Origin of the sequence: Fictibacillus sp. B-59209 (assembly GCF_036216745.1) — a bacterium.
Classification (GTDB): domain Bacteria; phylum Bacillota; class Bacilli; order Bacillales; family Fictibacillaceae; genus Fictibacillus_C; species Fictibacillus_C marinisediminis.
Genome location: NZ_JARMMC010000009.1, coordinates 1 through 19158, shown reverse-complemented (window position 1 = coordinate 19158; position 19158 = coordinate 1). Strand labels below are relative to the sequence as shown.

Genomic DNA, 19158 nt, shown 5'->3' with positions numbered 1-19158 from the left:
GATTCCCCCTTTGTTTATTTCACTTCAATAAGAACTGCATCACCCTGGCCGCCGCCTGAGCAGATGGATGCGATTCCCAGTCCTCCGCCGCGTCTTTTCAGTTCATGAATCAATGAAACAATGATTCTCGCTCCGCTTGCTCCGATCGGATGCCCTAAGGCTACCGCTCCGCCGTTTACGTTTACTTTTTCCAGATCAAGGTTCGCAAGCTCTGCACTTGCCAGCGCCACTGCTGCAAAAGCTTCGTTAATTTCAAAAAGGTCGATTTCTTCGAGCGTTTTTCCTGTTTTTTTCAACAGTTCGTTAATGACAAGGCCCGGTGTTTTTGGGAAATCCTTCGCGTCAAGAGCGATTGCCGCAGCCCCGAGAATGGCAGCCATCACTTCTTTTCCTTCTCTTTGCGCCCGTTCTTCTGACATAAGAACAAGAGCTGCTGCACCGTCGTTAACTCCAGGAGCGTTCCCGGCTGTAATGGTTCCTTCCTGAGAAAAGACCGGCCCAAGTTTAGCCAAACGCTCAGCGGTCGTATCTTTTCTTGGTGCTTCATCTGCTGTTACAGAAACAGGCTCTCCTTTTCGCTGTGGCACCTCTACAGAGACAATCTCTTGAGCAAATGTTCCATTCTCGGTTGCAGAAACGGCTCTTTGATGGCTCCTGAATGCCCACTCATCCTGTTTCTCACGCGAAATTTCAAGCTCTTGCGCCACTTGGTTTCCGTACGTCCCCATGTGAACGCCAGTAAAAGAACACGTAAGCCCGTCATGTGTCATCAAGTCCTTCACCTGGCCGTCTCCCATACGGTAGCCCCAGCGAGCTTTTGGAAGAATGTAAGGTGTATTGCTCATTGATTCCATACCGCCAGCTACAATGACCTCTTCATCACCAGCACGGATAATCTGATCCGCCAAGGTTACGCTCCTCATTCCGGAAGCACACACTTTATTGATGGTCTCGGTCTTAACTTCCCAAGGCAATCCCGCTTTCTTGGCAGCCTGGCGAGAAGGGATCTGCCCCTGTCCGCCCTGCAGCACACAGCCCATGATCAGTTCATCTACTTGGTCCGCTCTGACATCCGCTCTTTGCAGCGCTTCCTTAATCGCTGCTGCACCTAGATCAGATGCAGATAATGTGCTTAATGATCCGCCAAACTTACCGATCGGTGTACGTACACCGCTGACAATGACTGTTTTACCCATGAGAATCCTCTCCTTTTGTAAAATTAAAACGCTTTCAAGATGTACCGAGCGAACGCTCGGTCAACGAAGATCCATGGGTTAACCTGCTGCCAATGGACAGCAGGTTAACCTTGGCTGCTCTTAGGAGTAGTTGATTTCCGTTTCAGATGCTCGCTTTTACCGGCGTAAACGCCTACTTTCGCGGGGCGGGCGGTGAGTCTTACCGGCGCAAGCGCCTACCTCCTCGGCGCAGGCGCCTGTGGGTCTCACCTGTCCCGCATTTCCCGCAGGACAAGGAAGGCTTCGGCAGCGTTATATCACACGAAGAAAATGTGAAATTCATTTTCGAGGAGTCTCGCACCTTGCACTCCAATCAACTTGTCAATGAAGTATCTTTACAAAAAGGTTCCTAAAGCATCCATCTTTTAGGAAAGAGCCTTTTCTTTTGATGAACCAAACAACGATCTTTCAAGAATTTCGACTACATCCAATGTCTGAACTCGGTCTTCTACTTCCTTCGCTTTTGTTCCATCGCTCAGCATCGTTAAGCAATATGGACATCCGCTTCCGATCATCGTTGGATTCACTTCAAGCGCCTGCTCCGTTCTCGCCACGTTGACACGCTGACCGGCTTTTTCTTCCATCCACATCATCCCGCCGCCGGCACCGCAGCACATGCCGTTTTGACGATTGCGGTTCATCTCAACAAGCTTCACCCCAGGGATCGCTTTTAAAATCTCACGAGGCGGTTCATAAACCTCGTTATAACGTCCCAGATAGCAGGAATCGTGGTAAGTGATGACTTCATCCACTTCAAATTTCGGTGTGATGCGTCCTTCCTTGATCCAATCTGCCAGCAGCTCTGTATGGTGATAAACCTCACCTTCATAGCCAAACTCCGGATACTCGTTTTTAAAGGAATTATAGGCATGCGGGTCAATCGTAATAATCTTCTTCACATTATGTTTTTCAAATAACGCGATATTGCTGTTGCAAATTTCCTGGAACAGGAACTCGTTTCCGATTCGTCGAGGCGTATCTCCGGAGTTCTTTTCCTTGTTTCCAAGAATGGCAAACTTGACGCCAGCCTCATTCATGATTTTTGCAAAAGCAAGTGCGATTTTCTGGCTTCGGTTGTCGTAAGCGCCCATCGAGCTGACCCAGAACAAGTATTCAAATTCTTCTCCGGCTTTCTCCATTTCTTTTACAGTAGGAACCGAAACGTCTTCGCGAAGCTCTCGCCAGTTTTCTCTTTCTTTCTTGGAAATTCCCCAAGGGTTTCCTTGCTTCTCGATATTTTGGATGGCCCGTTTGGAATCTGCGTCCATCTTTCCTTCTGTAAGGACCAGATAGCGGCGCATGTCGATGATTTTATCCACGTGCTCATTCATAACCGGACATTGATCCTCACAGTTTCGGCAAGTGGTACATGCCCAGATCTCTTCTTCCGTCATGACTTCGCCGATCAGTTCAATATTATATTCAAACTTGAACGCGGAGCTTCCGTCTGTCGCAGCAGCCATTTCTTTGGCGCCCTGTCCTTTTCCTGCGGCTTCAAAAGCAATCTGGTTGCCTTTTGTATTCGCGAAAGCAAAGGAAGGCATCCAAGGCGTGCGTGAAGTAACCGCCGCTCCTTTTTCAGTGAGGTGATCCCTTATTTTAATTATCATATCCATCGGTGAAAGCATTTTGCCTGTACCTGTGGCCGGACAAACATTTGTACAGCGTCCGCATTCTACACAAGCATACAGATCGACAAGCTGCTTTTGGTTGAAGTCTTCCACTTTACCGACGCCGAAAACTTCTTGTGTCTCATCTTCAAAATTGATGGAAGAAAGTTTTCCTACTTTATCCTTCCTTCCCAGCCAAACATTCAGCGGGCCCGCGATCAAATGAGCATGCTTGGACTGCGGCACATAGACAAGGAACGTGAGAAGGAATAGCAGATGAAGCCACCATGAAATAAAGAATATGGTGACGACCGCAGCTTCCGGCAGCCCGCCAAGGATATAAGCGAGGCCTGAAGCAATCGGTGCCGTCCATTCAAGTTCCTGATTATGCCAAAGGATTTCCATGGCGTTGCCAAGAAGGACGGAAAGCATTAATCCGCCAATGAACAGTAAGACAAGTCCTGCTTTAAAGCCCCGTTTAAGGCGTACCAACTTTTCGACATATCTGCGGTAAAACGCCCAAACGACAGCCACAAGTATGAGGAAAGTTACGATTTCCTGAAAAAATGTGAACCCGGGATAAAGCGGCCCGAGCGGGAGGTGAGACCCAGGGGCAAGCCCTTTCCATATAAAATCAATCGCACCAAATTGGACAAGAAGGAATCCATAGAAAAACAACACATGAATGATCCCGCTCTTTTTATCTTTTAAAAGCTTCTTCTGACCGAATACATTGACAAGCACAGCTTTAATCCGTTCCTGCACGGTATGGTCAAATTCGACTTTTTTACCCATTTTGATGAATTCATACCGCGTTTTTACCACATATGCAAACAAATAGATGGCGTAAGCGGTTACAAGAATAAAGGCAATCCAATTCAAAATCAGTAAACCGTTCATCAATTATGCTCCCTTCATCTTTGTCTGTTGCTTTCCCTTTTCCTATATACACCTTAAATAACTATTCAAAAAGGGGAGAATTTTCTGAAACCATTATAACATAAAAAATATAACTGAATGAGCATTCAGTCAATATTATTCAAAAAATTTTTTCGGGTGCCTGACACCGATGATTCTCCTGATTCTTGGAGATACTAATCAGACCTATTTCTACAAGAAAGGAGTACCGTCATGGCCATCGTATACAGTATTTTAATCCTCCTGCTTGCAGCCGTTATAATAGCAGTGTTTATTTGGCTCGATTTTCAATTAGGCAAGAAAAATGTTGCGAAAAAGGAGCTGGAAGATCCTGCTGTCTGTACGGGGAAAGCGGCTCTCATCACGACCGGTACGGATTTTTTCGATACGTTGTTTGAGGAAATAGAACAAGCCAAACATCATTTACATATTCAATTTTATATTTTCAATGAGGACTGCATCGGCAAGGAGATGACATCTCTTCTGAAAAGAAAGGCGAGAGAAGGAGTAGCTGTCCGTTTGCTCGTCGATTATATGGGCAGTTTTTTCCTAAAAAAGAAAGCCATACATGAAATGAAGCTGGCAGGGGTTCAATTTGCCTATAGCTTTAAGCCCGAATTTCCTTACTTCTTTTATAAACTGAACCGTAGAAACCATCGGAAAATAACGATTATTGACGGAAAAAAAGGATTTACCGGGGGATTCAATGTAGGAGACGAATATTTAGGAAGGGATCCGAAGCTTGGGGATTGGCGCGATTATCATTTACAGCTGGATGGCCCTGTAATCCATTCCTTGCAGCACCAATTTCTTCTCGATTGGGAGGAGGCTTCGTGTGAAAAGTTAAGCGGGAATTCTTATTTTCCGGAACTTGAAGAGGGGCCTCAGACTTTTACGGCCCTTTTCTCATCCAAACAGATCTATTCGTTCTTCTTGCAGCGAATTGAACAGGCCCAAACCCGAATCTTTATCGGCTCACCCTATTTTATACCGGATGCCAGCCTGCAGAGAGCTCTCCTTCATGCACTGAAACGCGGTGTGGAGGTAATCTTGCTTGTCCCGATGAAATCCGATCATCCGCTCGTAAAAGAAGCTTCCTATCCGTACCTGAGGGAACTGTTAAAAGCCGGATGCCGTGTCGACCAGTATTATGAAGGTTTTTTCCATGCGAAAGTTTTTATGGTCGATGAAAAAATCTGCGATATTGGCACAACAAATTTCGATCTGCGAAGCATGTTTACCAATTCAGAAGTAAACTGCATTTTCCATGATCCGGAACTGATTAAAGTGACGCTGAAGGCCATTGAAGTAGACTTAGCCCGTTCCGAAACCCTGCAAGTCACGGCTTTGGACAGGCTCTCGCTCTGGACAAAAACAAAAATTCAGATCTCACGGGTTCTTTTACCTTTTTTATAAGTTTTGTTTATTTTATGCTTAAACGGTGAATGAACGAGTATGACTTGACTTCAAAGGGGCTGCTGCAATGATTGTATCTTTTGGTTTTGTTTCCACCGCTCTTACCCTTTTCGATTCATCACCGTCAAAAACGATGACTTTTGCCACTTGGTCAAAGCTTGAAAAAGAGGAACGGGAACAGCGACTAATTTCCATTACAAAAACAAATTTAAAAAATGCACTGCGAATCATTCACTACAACATCGCTTCTCAATTTCCTTTATATCGGATGTCTTCCTCGATCGTTCCGCTGGCGACTCACCCTGACGTCGAATGGGAGTATTTAAAGCATACTGCTGAGGAGTTTCGTGCGGTTGGGGACCTTGTGAAAGCCCACGGCCTCCGTGTGAGTCTGCATCCAAACCAGTTTACCCTGTTTACAAGCGCCAAGGAGCATATTACGGATAATGCTGTGAAAGACATGGAATACCATTACGCCATGCTCCAGGCGATGGGTCTTGAAAAGGAAGCACGGATCAACATCCATGTTGGCGGTACTTATGGGGATAAAGAATCTTCCATAGCACGATTCCATGAAAATATTAAAAAATTGCCTGCTCCCGTTAAACAGACCATGACACTTGAAAATGACGATAAAACCTATACGACTGAAGAAACACTGGACATATGTGAAGCTGAAGGGATACCCATGATGTTTGATTACCATCATCACCTGGCCAACCCCAGTTCCGTTCCGCTGGAAGTACTTCTTCCCCGTTTTATTGCGACATGGCAAGGCACCGGGCGGCCGCCTAAAGTCCATCTATCTTCACCAAAAACAGAAAAGGCCTACCGAAGCCATCATGACTTCGTAAGCCTCGACTATGTGATGCCTTTCTTTAAAATGATCCAGCCATTTACGGATGAGCTGGATGTGATGATCGAAGCAAAACAGAAGGATATCGCCCTCATTCGATTGATTGGTGAACTCGCCAAGGTAAGGGGAATCAAACGGATGAGCGGAGGCACCTTGATCATCTGACGGACTCGGCCCAATGGGTCAGTGCGTGGTTAAAGAATCTGTACTGTTTAACCGGGATCTGATGGAATGCTCCCGGAACGATGATGGTATCGGTATGCGGTACGAGTCTTTGATAAATCTCCTTATAGGGTAAAAAATAAAAGGAGCGGGAACCGTAAAACAATAACAGCGGTACTTGGATCTCAGGCAAGGATTCCGTGCAGCTATACTTCATACTTTCCTCATAAAAACGCCGCCAGGTCATCTGGCTGCCTTTTTTGCATTCCTCTGCAATTTCTTGCCTGTCTTCTCCATCCACTTTATGGGACCAAGCCAAACCATTTATTAAAAAGAGAGGATAATGTGCAGCAAGATGGATCCCGAGCCTGAATTCTTTTTCTAAAAACCAGGACGCCACTTGCGGAAAACCTCCGCTTAACACGAGAGCCCGCACCCTCTCAGGGTAGCGCAGAACAAAATCCTGAGCCACCGTACCTCCCGCAGAATAACCGCACAGGATAGCCTTCTCGATTTCCAGTTTATCCAGCAAAGCGAGCAGGTCATCACTCAGTGTTCCAATCGTGAACGAGTCCTCCCTGCACAGCGTGTTGCCATGTCCCCGCATATCGTATGTAATCACTTTGAAATTCTGGTTTAGCCCTTCATGCTGATACTTAAAAATACGGGAAGTCAGCGCTGGAGGGTGGATAAAAACAAGAGGAAGACCTGACCCCGATTCTCTGTAAGATGTATGCACATCTCTTGCTGCCATACAAACCACCCCTCTTTATTCATGGCTTCATAAAAAGCGAAAACGCCCAAAGATAGATCTTGTATCCCAGGTAAATCCCAACGATTCCGGCAATGCCCGATAAGGCTGGCGGAGCAGGAATCGGCAGCTTAAGCATGGCAAAAACGATGCCTACAGCTGCACCTGTAATCAGTGCTAAAATAACCAGCTTCATTCTGCATTCCTCCCTCCGTTTATGGTCTCCAGTGATACGCAGTTTATCCCCCAGAAAAGCGCAAGCGCCTGGCCGCTTGCGCTGGACATAAAAAAAGACCTGCTGTTATTGATAACAGCAGGTCTTTTCCTCTATTTACATTCGGTCAGGTGCGGAAACACCCACAACCTTCAATGCGTTTTCAATCGTGATTTGAGTGGCCTTCATCAACGCGTAGCGAGCGGTTGATTTTTCTTTATTTTCAGCATCGAGCACTCGCTCAGCATTGTAGAAGCTGTGCAGTGCAGATGCCAGTTCAAATACATAGTTCGTGATGCGGTGGGTGAGCATCTTATCAGCCGCTTCATCAATCGCAGCCGGGAATTCGCCGAGCTTTTTCAGCAGCTCAACCTCTTTTTCAGAGGAGACGTGAGAAAGGTCAAGCTCTCCGTCGCAGGACAAGCCCATCTCCGCACCCTGGCGCAGCATGCTGCATACACGGGCATGTGCGTACTGCACATAGAATACCGGATTCTCGTTTGATTTTGAAACCGCTAAGTCCATATCAAAATCAAGATGAGTGTCAGAGCTTCTCATCGCGAAGAAGTAGCGAGTTGCATCTATGCCTACTTCTTCCATTAGATCTTTCAGGGTTACAGCTTTTCCCGTACGTTTGCTCATCTTTACTTTTTCCCCGTTTTGGAACAAGGAAACAAGCTGGATAATTAAAACATCGAGCTGTTCACGGTCATAGCCAAGCGCCTGGATGGCCGCCTTCATTCGAGGAATATAACCATGGTGATCTGCTCCCCAAATGTTAATCAGCTTCTCAAAACCTCGGTCAAGCTTATCCTGGTGATAAGAGATATCCGGTGTCAGATACGTATACGATCCGTCATTCTTAATCAGAACACGGTCTTTATCATCGCCAAAGTCCGTTGTCCGGAACCAAGTCGCGCCTTCTTCTTCATAGACAACCCCTGCATCTTTCAGTTTCGAGAGGGCCTTGTCGATCTTTCCGGATTCGTAAAGGGACGTTTCAGAATACCATACATCAAAATTAACCCGGAATTCAGCCAGATCGATTTTTATTTTCTCAAGTTCCTTATCAAGGCCGTATTGGCGGAAGAAGTTGAAACGCTCTTTTTCATCAGCTGCAGCCCATTTGTCTCCGTACTCTTCAGCGAGGTCTTTTCCGAATTCAATAATATCTTTACCGAAGTATCCGTCCTGCGGCATTTCCTTTTCTTGCCCAAGAGCCTGAAAGTATCGTGCTTCAATGGAATAAGCAAGGTTATTAATCTGGTTTCCCGCATCATTAATATAATATTCACGGGAGACTTCATATCCTGCACGATCAAGGATGTTGCAAAGAGAATCACCAACAGCTGCACCGCGCGCATGTCCAAGGTGAAGATTTCCTGTCGGGTTCGCTGATACAAACTCAACCTGAACCTTCTTCCCACTGCCGAATTCTGTTCTTCCGTAATCTTTTCCTGCTTTAAGAATAGCTGGAATTAAGTCTGTTAAATACGCATTATCCATGTAAAAGTTTATGAATCCCGGACCTGCAATTTCAAGCTTGCTGATGGATGCCTTACTTTTATCAAAATGATTCAGAATTTCTTCTGCAATCATTTTTGGTGCTTTCTTGGCAATACGAGCGAGCTGCATCGCCATATTGGTCGCGTAGTCCCCGTGCGACTTATCCTTTGGAATTTCAAGAACCACTTCTGGAAGCTGTTCTCTTTCTGCCAATCCTGCCTTAATTACCGCTTCTTCAATCTCTTGTTTTAAATGTAGCTTTACCTGATCTACAACGTTCATGACTTTGCCTCCTGAAAATTGATCTTTATCGAATAATTGCCTGTGTCTTCTCCCTGCAGTACAAGTCCATACTTCAAGAGCAAATCGCCTTCTTTGCTCTGCTGGTTCCAGCGGAAATTCATCTGATGTGTGGTTGTTTCCATCCATAGCTGGCCATATGGGGTATCGTACATCCCCTGTGTTGTCTGCCCGATCAAAAACTTCTGGCGCATGGCCACACTGCCGCTCCTTAAGATGACTATGCCTTCATGGTTCATTTTAATTACATTGTTGACTGAACCCGCGCCCTCTATAACTTCCGTATATTTGAGAAACGTACTATCCCCTTTGCGGTAAAGCGTTCCTTCTGCTTCGCCTTTATGTACATCTTTCTCCTTTGCATGCTGAATGACGGTTTCCATTATTAAATTGACCGAAATTACAGCGTCTTGTCCATCCATGTCGGATCCGTCCTTTTTATCATTTCTATTAAAATACAGAAGCACTGATTTGTTCTGTATGCCAATCTCATATGATTATTGTTTATAACTCAACTATTATAAAGGATTCTTCCCTATTTCTTCAACCTTACCCTTAAACAAAGAAAAACGCACTTCTCCTTCTGGAAGTGCGTCATGCGATTGGAAGGATGATTTTAACAGCTGTACCTCTGCCGGAATCGCTTTCTATATTGATTTGACCGAAATGCTCCTGGATGATTTTATAGCTCGTCATTAATCCGAGCCCGGTTCCCTTCTCTTTTGTCGAATAGAACGGCTCACCCAGTTTCTTTAGGCTTTCAGGCGGGATTCCGCATCCCTGATCCTGAATAATAATTTCAATGTTTCTGCCTTTGCGCTCACTGTCGATGTGGATGATTCCTCCATCCGGCATCGCTTCAATCGCATTTTTCACTAAGTTAATAAACACCTGCTTCAGTTCATTTTCCACACAGTTAATAAGAGGAAGATTTTCCTCCAAATCACAAACGATATGGACATTGTGAACAAGAGCCTGGCGGTCAAGCAGGTCCACGACGTAATGAATGAGCTCTTTGATGCCCTTCTTTTCGACCGTCTTGGATTGAGGTTTGGCAAGGATCAGCAGTTCCGTGATGATTTGCTCAATCCGGTTCAGCTCATCCAGCATAATGCCATAATATTTCTCGCAGTCCACGATTCCTTTAGATTGAAAAAGCTGAATAAAACCCTTCAGTGCGGTAAGCGGATTCCGGATTTCGTGAGCTACCGAAGCCGCAAGCTGGCCTACAATCGAAAGTTTATCAGACTTGCGAAGCAGTTCTTCCGCTTCCTTCCGTTCGGATATATCCCGTGTAACAGCGATAATTTCAATGACTTCACCGGTTAATTCATCCTTAATTCCCCGGCAGGTCGCTTCAACACAGTGGTATTCGCCTTTCTTGCTCTTCAGCCTGAATTGGAAGTTGCTGATTTCGCTTCCCTTTAACAGTTGTTCATGTACCTTCAGCGATCGCCTAATATCACTTGGATGAAAGAGATCAAAGGCTTTTTTGGACAGCAATTCCTGAGGGGTATATCCGAGCAGCTGCTCGCATGCAGGTGAAACGTAGAGCATTTCTCCCTCCACATTATGAGTGGAGATTATATCGGTAGAGTTTTCGGCCAATAGCCTGTATCTCGATTCGCTTTCCTGCAGTTTTTCATGGGACAAAACCTGGTCTGTGATTTCCCGCCCGAAAACGAGCAAGTTTTTCCGAACGCCTTCCTCATCAAAGACTGGAATCTTGTATACATCAAAAATCCTGGCGCCTGAGGCCGTCGGAATCTTTTCTACACAACGCTGAAGTTTGCCTTCTTGCCAAACCCCTTCATCGGTTTCAATACAATAATCAAAAACCGGTTTGAAATAAGGAACTAACTGGGCAAGATCAGCATCGGTTTTTCCGATAAAATCTGTATGCGGGTAACCAAATATATCACCCGAAAATTTATTGGCGTAAACAAATTTCCCATATCCGTCCTTAATCCCGATAAAGTCAGGCACAATATTAGTTAAGGTAACCAATAGATCTTCCTGAAAATTTTCAATAGCTCCTGAGTTAACTTCTTCAACATCTGTGTTTACAGGCTTGAGAATACAGACTTGATATGCTTCATCTGTACCCAGATCATCTATACTCACATCCACAATCATCGAATCATGCATATCTCCAGACAATACAGCCTGCTGTTTGTTTCGTTTTATATTCAAGTCTGGAAGGAGGCTTGAGATGGGTAGGCCTTTCAGCTCCGCCTGTGCCCGGCCTGTCATTTTTTCTGCGGCTGAATTGATCTCCTGTATAGAAAAATCCTTGGTTAGAAGTATGATGGCATCCGACAGCTGATGCATAAAAGGCATCATAGACCTTGTAAGCTTATTTCCCATTCCCCTCGCTCCTTTCTGCTTTTGCATTCATTTACCTTAATAACTATATCAAAATAGACACAATTTTGTAACTTTTTTCGACACAAAAAGACTAAAACCTACAAACGGCTTTAGTCCTTTGTTTACACTATTATTTTTTGTTGACCCAGCCGAGGAGAATTTCCCGAAGGAATTTACTCGCAGCGATCGGCGTCTGTTCAGAAGGGTCATAGATTGGAGCTACTTCAACCAGGTCAGCACCAATCACGTTGATGTCAGACTCGGAGATTAAGTGAATCGCTTCCAGCAATTCTTTGGATGTGATTCCACCTGCTTCCGCTGTTCCCGTACCCGGTGCATGAGCAGGATCAAGAACGTCAATGTCGATCGTCACGTAGACATTGCGGCCGGCAAGCGCAGGAAGTACCTTTTTCAAAGGCTCAGCCACATCGAACTTATACATATGCATGCCGGATTCTTTGGCAAATTGGAATTCCTCTCTCATTCCGGAACGAATACCGAAAGAGTAGACGTTTTCCGCTCCGATCAAACCGCACGCCTTGCGAATAGGAGTGGAGTGGGAAAGCGGCTCTCCCTCATACTGCTCCCGAAGATCAGCATGGGCATCGATATGGATGATCGCAAAATCATCATACTTGTTCTTCAATGCCTTAAAAATAGGCCAAGATACGAGATGCTCTCCGCCCATGCCAAGTGGAAACTTGCCGGCGTCAAGCAATGTTGCAACATATTCTTCGATAAGATCAAGGCTGCGCTGCGGATTTCCGAACGGAAGCGGAATGTCACCTGCGTCAAAATAATTTACTTCTTCAAGATGCTTGTCCGCGTATGGGCTGTATTCCTCAAGCCCCAAAGACACTTCACGGATTCTTGCAGGGCCGAATCGTGAACCCGGGCGGAACGATACCGTCCAGTCCATCGGCATTCCGTAGAGGACCGCATCTGCATTATCATAATCCTGTTTGCTTAAAATAAATACATTTCCAGAATAGGCTTCGTCAAATCGCATGACTTTTGTTGCCCCTTTCTCTTTCTGTGTGGCTTCAGCTCCGGCTTTCAGACCATTTTGGCAATTTACTTGCGAGAATGATGGGTTTACTTGCGAAACTGCCGGCTTTACTTGCAAAACTGGTAAGTTTACTTGCAGAAATCGGTCTTTTACTTGCGAAAAAGGAGACTTTACTTGCGAAACGCCTCATTTTTCATAATCGCTGAAGTTCGGCTTCAGCCTTACTTGATCAGATCTCCTACAAACTTCGGCAATGCGAAGGCTGCTTTTTGAAGATCTTTTGTCCAGTATTTCGTTTCGATGTCATGGAAACGCTCTTCGTTCACTTCCAATGGATCGTATTGTTTTGAACCGATCGTGAATGTCCAGAGCCCGCTTGGGTACGTCGGGATGTTCGCCGTATAAAGACGGGTGATCGGGAAGATTTCGCTCACGTCTTTAAATACTTTTGAGATCAATTCAGGTGTAAACCAAGGGTTGTCTGTTTGAGCAACGAAAATACCGTCCTCTTTCAGCGCTTTTGAGATACCTTCATAGAAACCTTTTTCAAATAATTTCGCAGCAGGCCCTACAGGCTCAGTAGAGTCAACCATGATCACATCATACTTGTTCTCGCTTGTTGCGATGTGCATGAAGCCGTCATCCACTTTTACTTCCACGCGCGGGTTATCAAGCTCACCTGCGATTTCAGGAAGGTATTGCTTTGAATACTCGATAACCTTGCCATCGATTTCAACCAATGTTGCTTTTTCTACGGAAGGGTGCTTCAGTACTTCACGGATGACACCGCCGTCTCCTCCGCCGACAACAAGAACTTGGGTTGGGTTCGGGTGAGTAAACAAAGGTACGTGTGCTACCATTTCATGATAAACAAACTCGTCCTTTTGCGTGGTCATGACCATACCGTCAAGCACAAGCATGTTTCCGAATTCTTCTGTTTCTACCATATCAAGCTTTTGGAATTCTGTTTGCTCCGTCACATATGTGCGTTTGATTTTCGCAGTAATCCCAAAGTTTTTCGTCTGTTTTTCCGTGAACCATAATTCCACGTTCATCACTCCTCTATTTGAAATGCCAGGCATCGTTGTTCTTTTAACAAACATAACGATTATAGCATTTACCCTTTTGTTATTCCACACGCAATTTCAGTTAAACCCCACACCAGAGAGCTGACGATCTACGGTTTTGCCGCAACTGAGACAACACCGCTTTCAAACGGCTTGATTAAAGCGTACAAAGCTGCGGTATACGGCAGCTCCAGCATACTTTGTTCCGCCAGCCTTAGTGCGCCTCCCTGCAAATGATCGACCTCAAGAAACAGGCTCTTGCGTCTGTCCTGATGCATGGAAGAAGTAGCTTCGTAAGGAAGGCCTTCAATTCGTTCCATTGTCTCCTCAATGTCCTGTTCTTCCAGTCCGACTTGAAAAGTATTGGCAAGGTTCTTCATTTCCGTCAACACGGAACGGAACAGCTGAAGTGTCTCCTCTTGTTCTCGTATTCTTCCGATTGGCAGGTTGGCTGCCGTTGTTACTCCTGAGAAAGCCGTAATGAACATATATTTTTGCCAGAGACTTTTAATAATGTCAGGACTCAGTGCAGCATTCATCCTGCTTTTTTCCATCATTTGATAAAGGGATTCACACATTTCCTGCTGTGAAGAAACTAGCGCACCAAAAACAATGTCATGCTGCCCGCTCGTATGTATCACATGCCCTTTCTCGTCCAGGGTGGCAATGATAAAAGCCAAGCCGCCGAGCACAGCATCCTCTCCAAGCTCGTCCTGAAGCTTATAAATATGTTCGATCCCATTCAGCAGAGGAAGGACTCGAGCTCCCTGTCCAACAAGAAGTTTCAGGAAAGGAAGCGCCTGTTCAAGATGATAGCCTTTTAAAGATAGCAAAACAAGATCACAGGAGCCCGCCTCATCCGGATGAAGAATCAGCTTTGGTTCATCCAGCTCGTAATCTCCTGCCACACTATGGATAAACAGGCCCTGCTCCTCGATCTCTCTCTTTCTTCTTTCCCGTACTAAAAAGGAGACCTCGTGGCCCGCCTCAAGCCACCTTCCCCCAAAATAGACTCCTAAGGCGCCTGCACCAAACACAACAACCTTCATCTTCTCACCTTGCCTTCTATTATATTCGGAAATTTCTCTCTTTTTATAGTACCGCAAAGTAAATGGATACCCAAATGAAAAACCAGTTTCCATAGCCGCCTTTTTTCCTATCTTTTTTAACATTGAATGTTATCTCGCGGCAGATGGTATAATGAGAAGACAATAGTATAGGTTCCTTAGGGTGGTCGGCGCACTCCTATAAGCTAAAAGCTCAACCAATCGTGTAAAGGCTTTACGCGAAAGGGGGTGATGCCTCTGACGATATTTGAAGCGCTTATGTTTGCGGTCGCTTTTGCGTCCCTTATCGTTTCTGTTTTATCGCATAAAAAATAGACCACCCTTCAGCCCCAACTCAAGGAAACGGTCTATTTTTCTGACTTTGCTTTGAATCATAGCCGATCCCCCTGGGGAGAGCCGACTATTGACAGCCGCTGGCCAGCATGCCAGCGGTCTTATTTTATTACGTTTCTGCCTTTATCATACCATCATTATGAAAATTTGTCAGTGAAGCCTCATTAAAGCCGCTTCAAAAGATTTTCTGCACTTTGCTTCGCTTCAAACATCACTTTCTCTTCATCCATCGTCAACAGTTCCCGATTTTTCATAACAATCTTCCCATCGATCATGACAGAATCAACATCCTGACCCGCAGCGGCATACACAAGAAGAGAAGCATCATGATGTGCCGGCAGCAGATGCGGCTGGTTCATGTTAAGAAACAGCAGATCCGCTTTTTTGCCAGGTTCAATACTTCCTGTTTCCTTGCCGATCCCAAGAATTTCAGCACCGTTCTGCGTTGCCATTGTCAATACTTCATGAGCGGATAGGGAAGAAGCATCCTCATGAAGCAATTTTTGCATCCAGGCTGCTGCCTTCATTTCCATAAACATGTCCAGTGTGCTCGCACTTCCCGGACCGTCTGTTCCCAACCCTACCTTAAGCCCGCGTTTTTTCAGCTCAACCACATTGCTTGTTCCGCACCCGAGCTTGGCGTTGCTCACCGGATTGTGAATGATGCCGCCCTTAACCGATTCCAGAATGGAAAGGTCTTCTTCCGTAAAGTGAACGCCGTGCGCAAGAACAACCCTTGTATCTTCAAAAAATCCAGCCGCCTGCAAGTATTGCACCGGGCTCATGCCGTGCCGTTCCTGAATCATCACCCGCTCATCCGAGGTCTCTGCAAGGTGGGTGTGCAGCGGCACATCCAGTTCTTTTGCCAGCTTTACAGCGTCACTTAAGAAATCCGGCGGGCACATGTATGGTGAATGCGGGGCAACCATTGCCGTGATCCGACCTTCAGCGCTTCCGTTCCATCGCTCCACAAGCTGGCGTGATTCCTCGATACGGTCACTGTAGTTGGAGTCCATCGCGATCATCCCTCTTGCCAACGAGGCACGTATTCCGGTCTCCTGCACCGCTTTTGCAATCGTGTCCATATCTATGTACATATCGGCATAAGCCGTCGTACCGCTTTTGATCATTTCCGCCATGGACAGCATGGCTCCCCAGTAGCGGTCTTCACTCGTCATCTTCATCTCTGCCGGCAGCATCTTTTTATTGAGCCAATCCATTAATGGCAGATCATCACTGTAGCAGCGCAGCAAGGACATCGGTGTATGCTGGTGCCCGTTGATGAGGCCTGGCATGATAAGAAAGTTCTTCACATCCCACACTTCATGATCGCTGTACAGGTGCTCCAGGCTCCCTATCTCTTTGATCGTATTTCCATCTATTAATATATCATCCTGCCTCGCCGTCCAAGTTCCATTCATTTCATTAAGATATCGTGCATTTTTTAAAATCAACGCCATAACCCTCCTGTTTCGTCCTTCTGTATGGGACAAGTATAACATTTCCCTCTCTCCCTACGTTTAGAAGATGCCTTGTCCTCCCATACTAGTTAATGAAAAGCTTTTTTTAAAAATATTGAGCATGGTCACTATTGGCACAGAGCTTCCTTGACAAATTGATTGGAGTGCAAGGTGCGAGACTCCTGCGGGATGAGCGTGACAGTTGAGACTCCCGCAGGCGCTTGCGCCAAGAGGCTCAACGCACGCCCCGCGGAAAGCGAGCAGCCTGAAACGGAAATCAACCGCTCCAAAGTGCATCAATGGTTATGCAAACATTTAATGAAAAAATGAAGGAGGGTATAGGCATGTCCTGGATCAAGCGCTGGAAGGAGTACACTGCACTACAAAAAGCAAAAACAATCGGCAAACTGGCCGCCTTTATGGGCGGAGGAATGGCTGTATGCCTTCTCGGCGTGCTGCTGCTGGCCAAACTGATGGGCCCTCCTCCTTTGCTCGTTCCGCAGACGACTGTCATCCATGCCCGGGATGGAGAAGAGATCGGCGAAATCAATAATTCCGGTGAGAAGCGTTTTTGGGTTCCATTGGACAAAATGAGCCCTGCCCTTATACAGGCAACTATCGCCATAGAAGATAAGAATTTCTATCATCATCACGGTTTCGATCTAAAACGAATCGCCGCCGCTCTGCTGGCAGACATCAGGGCCGGAGCAAAGGTTCAGGGAGCGAGCACCATCTCCCAGCAGTTTGCGAGGAATCTCTTTTTAACTCATGATAAAACGTGGTTTCGAAAAGCGATGGAAGCCTTTTACACGATAAGACTGGAGATGAATTATTCAAAAAATGATATTCTCGAAGGTTATTTAAATACCATCTATTACGGCCACGGAACATATGGCATACAATCCGCTTCTGCTTATTATTTCGGCAAAGATTCAAGCCATCTCAACGTTTCCGAAGCCTCCATGCTGGCAGGCATACCAAAAGGGCCAGCCTATTATTCTCCTCTCTATCATGAAGAACGGGCAAAAGAGCGGCAGTCCATCATCTTAAGAGCAATGGAGAAAAACCAGTTCTTGTCTAAGAAGGAAGCAGCGGCTGCAGCTGCAGCTCCGCTTACGATCGTGAGCGAAAAAGAAGAACAAAAGCCAAAAATCGCGCCTTACTTTCAGGCTGAGGTTATGAAGACACTGAAGAACAAGCTAAAAATCGACCCAAAGCTGGTAGAGCTTGGCGGACTTCACATCTACACGACCCTGGATGTTTCCATGCAGAAAGCCGCCGAAAAGGAGATTGAGGAACGAATCGATCAAAATTCCTCCATTCAGACCGCTCTTGTCTCCATGGATCCGAGGAACGGAGACGTTAAAGCACTCGTCGGCGGCCGGAGTTTTGCAGAAAGTCCATTTGACAGGGCCGTCCAGGCAAAACGTGCGCCAGGTTCAACCTTTAAGCCGTTCTTGTACTATACAGCGTTAAAAAACGGCTATACGCCATCCACTGCCATTAAGAGTGAACCGACCTCGTTTGCGATGGGGGACGGGCAAAAGGATTATGAGCCAAAGAACTACAACAACCTGTATGCCTATGATTTCATCACTCTCTCTGAAGCTCTGGCGCTATCCGATAATATTTATGCGGTCAAGACCAACCTTTATCTCGGGCCGAAAAAACTTGTCAAAGCAGCGCGCCAGTTCGGGATCAAGAGCCCTTTATCCAGTGTTCCTTCCTTAGCTCTCGGAACAAAAGGGGTAAGCGTCATGGAGATGACGAACGCCTATAACCTATTCGCGAACGGAGGCAAAAGGGTCGAACCGGTTTTCATTAAGAAAATCACCGACAGCAAAGGGAACGTTATTTATGAGCATCAATATGAGAAGAAACAGGTTCTCGACAAACGGGCCGCTTTCGTTATGACCGACTTGATGAAAGGGATGTTTGATGAAAAGCTGAACGACTACACGAAGGTCACCGGCTCAAGCATTGATCAGTACTTGACCCGTCCGGCTGCAGGAAAATCCGGCTCCACACCGACCGACAGCTGGATGGTCGGCTTTACACCGCAGCTCACAACAGGCGTCTGGATCGGCTATGACCAGGGAAAAGAGATCAACCGGATCAACGATGGGAGCTATTCCAAAAAAATCTGGGTCCATTACATGGAAGACGCCTTAAAAAATGAGCCAGCAACTGCCTTTAAGAAGCCAAAAGGCGTCGTCAGTGTGATGGTCAATCCAAAAAACGGAAAACTTGCTACGGAAAATTGCCCAGTGAAGCGGCGTACGTATTATATAGAAGGAACAGAGCCAACAGAATACTGCCACGAGCATGCGGGGGACCGCCCGCTGGATGACAGCGGACTCGATCAGAAGAGAAAAGGGTGGTTTCAGAAGGTCTTTCCTTGGTGGCATTAATTTAATGAGGATAAAAGGATCCGCTCTCAGGTGTTTTGAGGCGGATCTTTTGGTTTACTTGCGGAATTGGTGCTATTACTTGCGGTTCGACAAAGATTACTTGCGACTTTCCGTGCGTTACTTGCGAAAATGCCCGAATTACTTGCGATTCGACACATTTTACTTGCAAAACGCATCATTTTCAAAGGCTCTTTTCTAATAGATTGTTGCTTTGGAACATTTTTGTAAAGAGTCTTCATTGACAAGTTGATTGGAGTGCAAGGTACGAGACCCCTCGAAAATGAATTTCACATTTTCTTCGTGCTATATAACGCTGCCGAAGCCTTCCTTGTCCTGCGGGACTAGCGGGACAGGTGAGATCCACCGGCGCTGGCGCCGGTAAGGCTCACCGCCCGCCCCGCGGAAAGCGAGCATCCTGAAACGGAAATCAACCACTCTCAAAAGCAACAAAGGTTACGAAAACAGCTTTCCTACAG

14 protein-coding genes are annotated in these 19158 nt (G+C 46.0%); 3 read left to right on the top strand and 11 right to left on the bottom strand.

Annotated elements, in window-relative coordinates:
- Positions 1-14: 14 nt before the first annotated feature.
- Together P4361_RS07250 and P4361_RS07245 are read right to left on the bottom strand one after the other, a co-directional pair.
- Positions 15-1196 carry an acetyl-CoA C-acetyltransferase gene (locus P4361_RS07250; RefSeq protein ID WP_328088814.1) on the bottom strand — a complete coding sequence of 394 codons (1182 nt, stop codon included), beginning with the start codon at positions 1194-1196 and terminating at the stop codon, positions 15-17.
- A 404-nt stretch (positions 1197-1600) separates the two neighbouring features.
- Complete coding sequence (locus P4361_RS07245) at positions 1601-3745, bottom strand: (Fe-S)-binding protein (RefSeq protein ID WP_328088812.1); 2145 nt, start codon at positions 3743-3745, stop codon at positions 1601-1603.
- Positions 3746-3976: 231 nt separating this feature from the next.
- Here P4361_RS07245 and cls point away from each other — a divergent pair, with 231 nt between their 5' ends.
- Together cls and uvsE are read left to right on the top strand one after the other, a co-directional pair.
- Positions 3977-5179, top strand: coding sequence for a cardiolipin synthase (gene cls / locus P4361_RS07240; RefSeq protein WP_328088810.1), 1203 nt, complete (start codon positions 3977-3979; stop codon positions 5177-5179).
- A 67-nt stretch (positions 5180-5246) separates the two neighbouring features.
- Complete coding sequence (uvsE, locus tag P4361_RS07235; RefSeq protein WP_256225131.1) at positions 5247-6200, top strand: UV DNA damage repair endonuclease UvsE; 954 nt, start codon at positions 5247-5249, stop codon at positions 6198-6200.
- Here uvsE and P4361_RS07230 read toward each other — a convergent pair.
- From P4361_RS07230 to P4361_RS07190, 9 genes are all read right to left on the bottom strand, one after another.
- Positions 6193-6951 (bottom strand): alpha/beta hydrolase, encoded by a 759-nt coding sequence (locus tag P4361_RS07230; RefSeq protein ID WP_328088808.1) that lies wholly within the window; start codon positions 6949-6951, stop codon positions 6193-6195. The genes uvsE and P4361_RS07230 overlap by 8 nt on opposite strands.
- A gap of 19 nt (positions 6952-6970) precedes the next feature.
- Positions 6971-7144, bottom strand: a complete 174-nt coding sequence (locus tag P4361_RS07225; RefSeq protein WP_062238484.1) for a XapX domain-containing protein — start codon at positions 7142-7144, stop codon at positions 6971-6973.
- A 135-nt stretch (positions 7145-7279) separates the two neighbouring features.
- Entirely contained in the window at positions 7280-8950 is a 1671-nt protein-coding gene (gene argS, locus P4361_RS07220) for an arginine--tRNA ligase (RefSeq protein WP_256225133.1), read from the bottom strand.
- Positions 8947-9390: a DUF1934 domain-containing protein gene (locus tag P4361_RS07215; RefSeq protein ID WP_248254448.1), complete on the bottom strand. Its 444-nt coding sequence runs from the start codon at positions 9388-9390 to the stop codon at positions 8947-8949. Before P4361_RS07215 ends, argS begins: the two co-directional genes overlap by 4 nt.
- Before the next feature lie 172 nt (positions 9391-9562).
- The gene (locus tag P4361_RS07210; protein WP_256225134.1) at positions 9563-11335 is read right to left on the bottom strand and encodes a PAS domain S-box protein; all 1773 of its coding nucleotides are present in this window, start codon (positions 11333-11335) and stop codon (positions 9563-9565) included.
- A 130-nt stretch (positions 11336-11465) separates the two neighbouring features.
- Positions 11466-12344, bottom strand: a complete 879-nt coding sequence (gene speB, locus P4361_RS07205; protein ID WP_328088805.1) for an agmatinase — start codon at positions 12342-12344, stop codon at positions 11466-11468.
- A 221-nt stretch (positions 12345-12565) separates the two neighbouring features.
- Positions 12566-13393 (bottom strand): polyamine aminopropyltransferase, encoded by an 828-nt coding sequence (gene speE / locus P4361_RS07200; protein ID WP_053356421.1) that lies wholly within the window; start codon positions 13391-13393, stop codon positions 12566-12568.
- Between the two features lie 128 nt (positions 13394-13521).
- Complete coding sequence (locus tag P4361_RS07195; RefSeq protein WP_328088801.1) at positions 13522-14553, bottom strand: 2-dehydropantoate 2-reductase; 1032 nt, start codon at positions 14551-14553, stop codon at positions 13522-13524.
- A 422-nt stretch (positions 14554-14975) separates the two neighbouring features.
- On the bottom strand, positions 14976-16271 hold the full coding sequence (locus P4361_RS07190) for an amidohydrolase (protein WP_328088799.1): 1296 nt from the start codon (positions 16269-16271) through the stop codon (positions 14976-14978).
- A 344-nt stretch (positions 16272-16615) separates the two neighbouring features.
- Between P4361_RS07190 and P4361_RS07185 the strand changes: the two genes are divergently transcribed.
- On the top strand, positions 16616-18682 hold the full coding sequence (locus P4361_RS07185; RefSeq protein WP_328088797.1) for a PBP1A family penicillin-binding protein: 2067 nt from the start codon (positions 16616-16618) through the stop codon (positions 18680-18682).
- Positions 18683-19158: the final 476 nt, after the last annotated feature.

Bases quoted from the DNA above. Each gene is read 5' to 3' on its own strand.
- P4361_RS07225 (WP_062238484.1), bottom strand. From the start codon at position 7,144: ATGAAGCTGGTTATTTTAGCACTGATTACAGGTGCAGCTGTAGGCATC.
- P4361_RS07195 (WP_328088801.1), bottom strand. From the start codon at position 14,553: ATGGAAACTGGTTTTTCATTTGGGTATCCATTTACTTTGCGGTACTAT.
- argS (WP_256225133.1), bottom strand. From the start codon at position 8,950: ATGAACGTTGTAGATCAGGTAAAGCTACATTTAAAACAAGAGATTGAA.
- P4361_RS07245 (WP_328088812.1), bottom strand. From the start codon at position 3,745: ATGAACGGTTTACTGATTTTGAATTGGATTGCCTTTATTCTTGTAACC.
- speB (WP_328088805.1), bottom strand. From the start codon at position 12,344: ATGCGATTTGACGAAGCCTATTCTGGAAATGTATTTATTTTAAGCAAA.
- P4361_RS07230 (WP_328088808.1), bottom strand. From the start codon at position 6,951: ATGGCAGCAAGAGATGTGCATACATCTTACAGAGAATCGGGGTCAGGT.
- uvsE (WP_256225131.1), top strand. From the start codon at position 5,247: ATGATTGTATCTTTTGGTTTTGTTTCCACCGCTCTTACCCTTTTCGAT.
- P4361_RS07190 (WP_328088799.1), bottom strand. From the start codon at position 16,271: ATGGCGTTGATTTTAAAAAATGCACGATATCTTAATGAAATGAATGGA.
- cls (WP_328088810.1), top strand. From the start codon at position 3,977: ATGGCCATCGTATACAGTATTTTAATCCTCCTGCTTGCAGCCGTTATA.
- P4361_RS07185 (WP_328088797.1), top strand. From the start codon at position 16,616: ATGTCCTGGATCAAGCGCTGGAAGGAGTACACTGCACTACAAAAAGCA.
- P4361_RS07210 (WP_256225134.1), bottom strand. From the start codon at position 11,335: ATGGGAAATAAGCTTACAAGGTCTATGATGCCTTTTATGCATCAGCTG.
- P4361_RS07215 (WP_248254448.1), bottom strand. From the start codon at position 9,390: ATGGATGGACAAGACGCTGTAATTTCGGTCAATTTAATAATGGAAACC.
- P4361_RS07250 (WP_328088814.1), bottom strand. From the start codon at position 1,196: ATGGGTAAAACAGTCATTGTCAGCGGTGTACGTACACCGATCGGTAAG.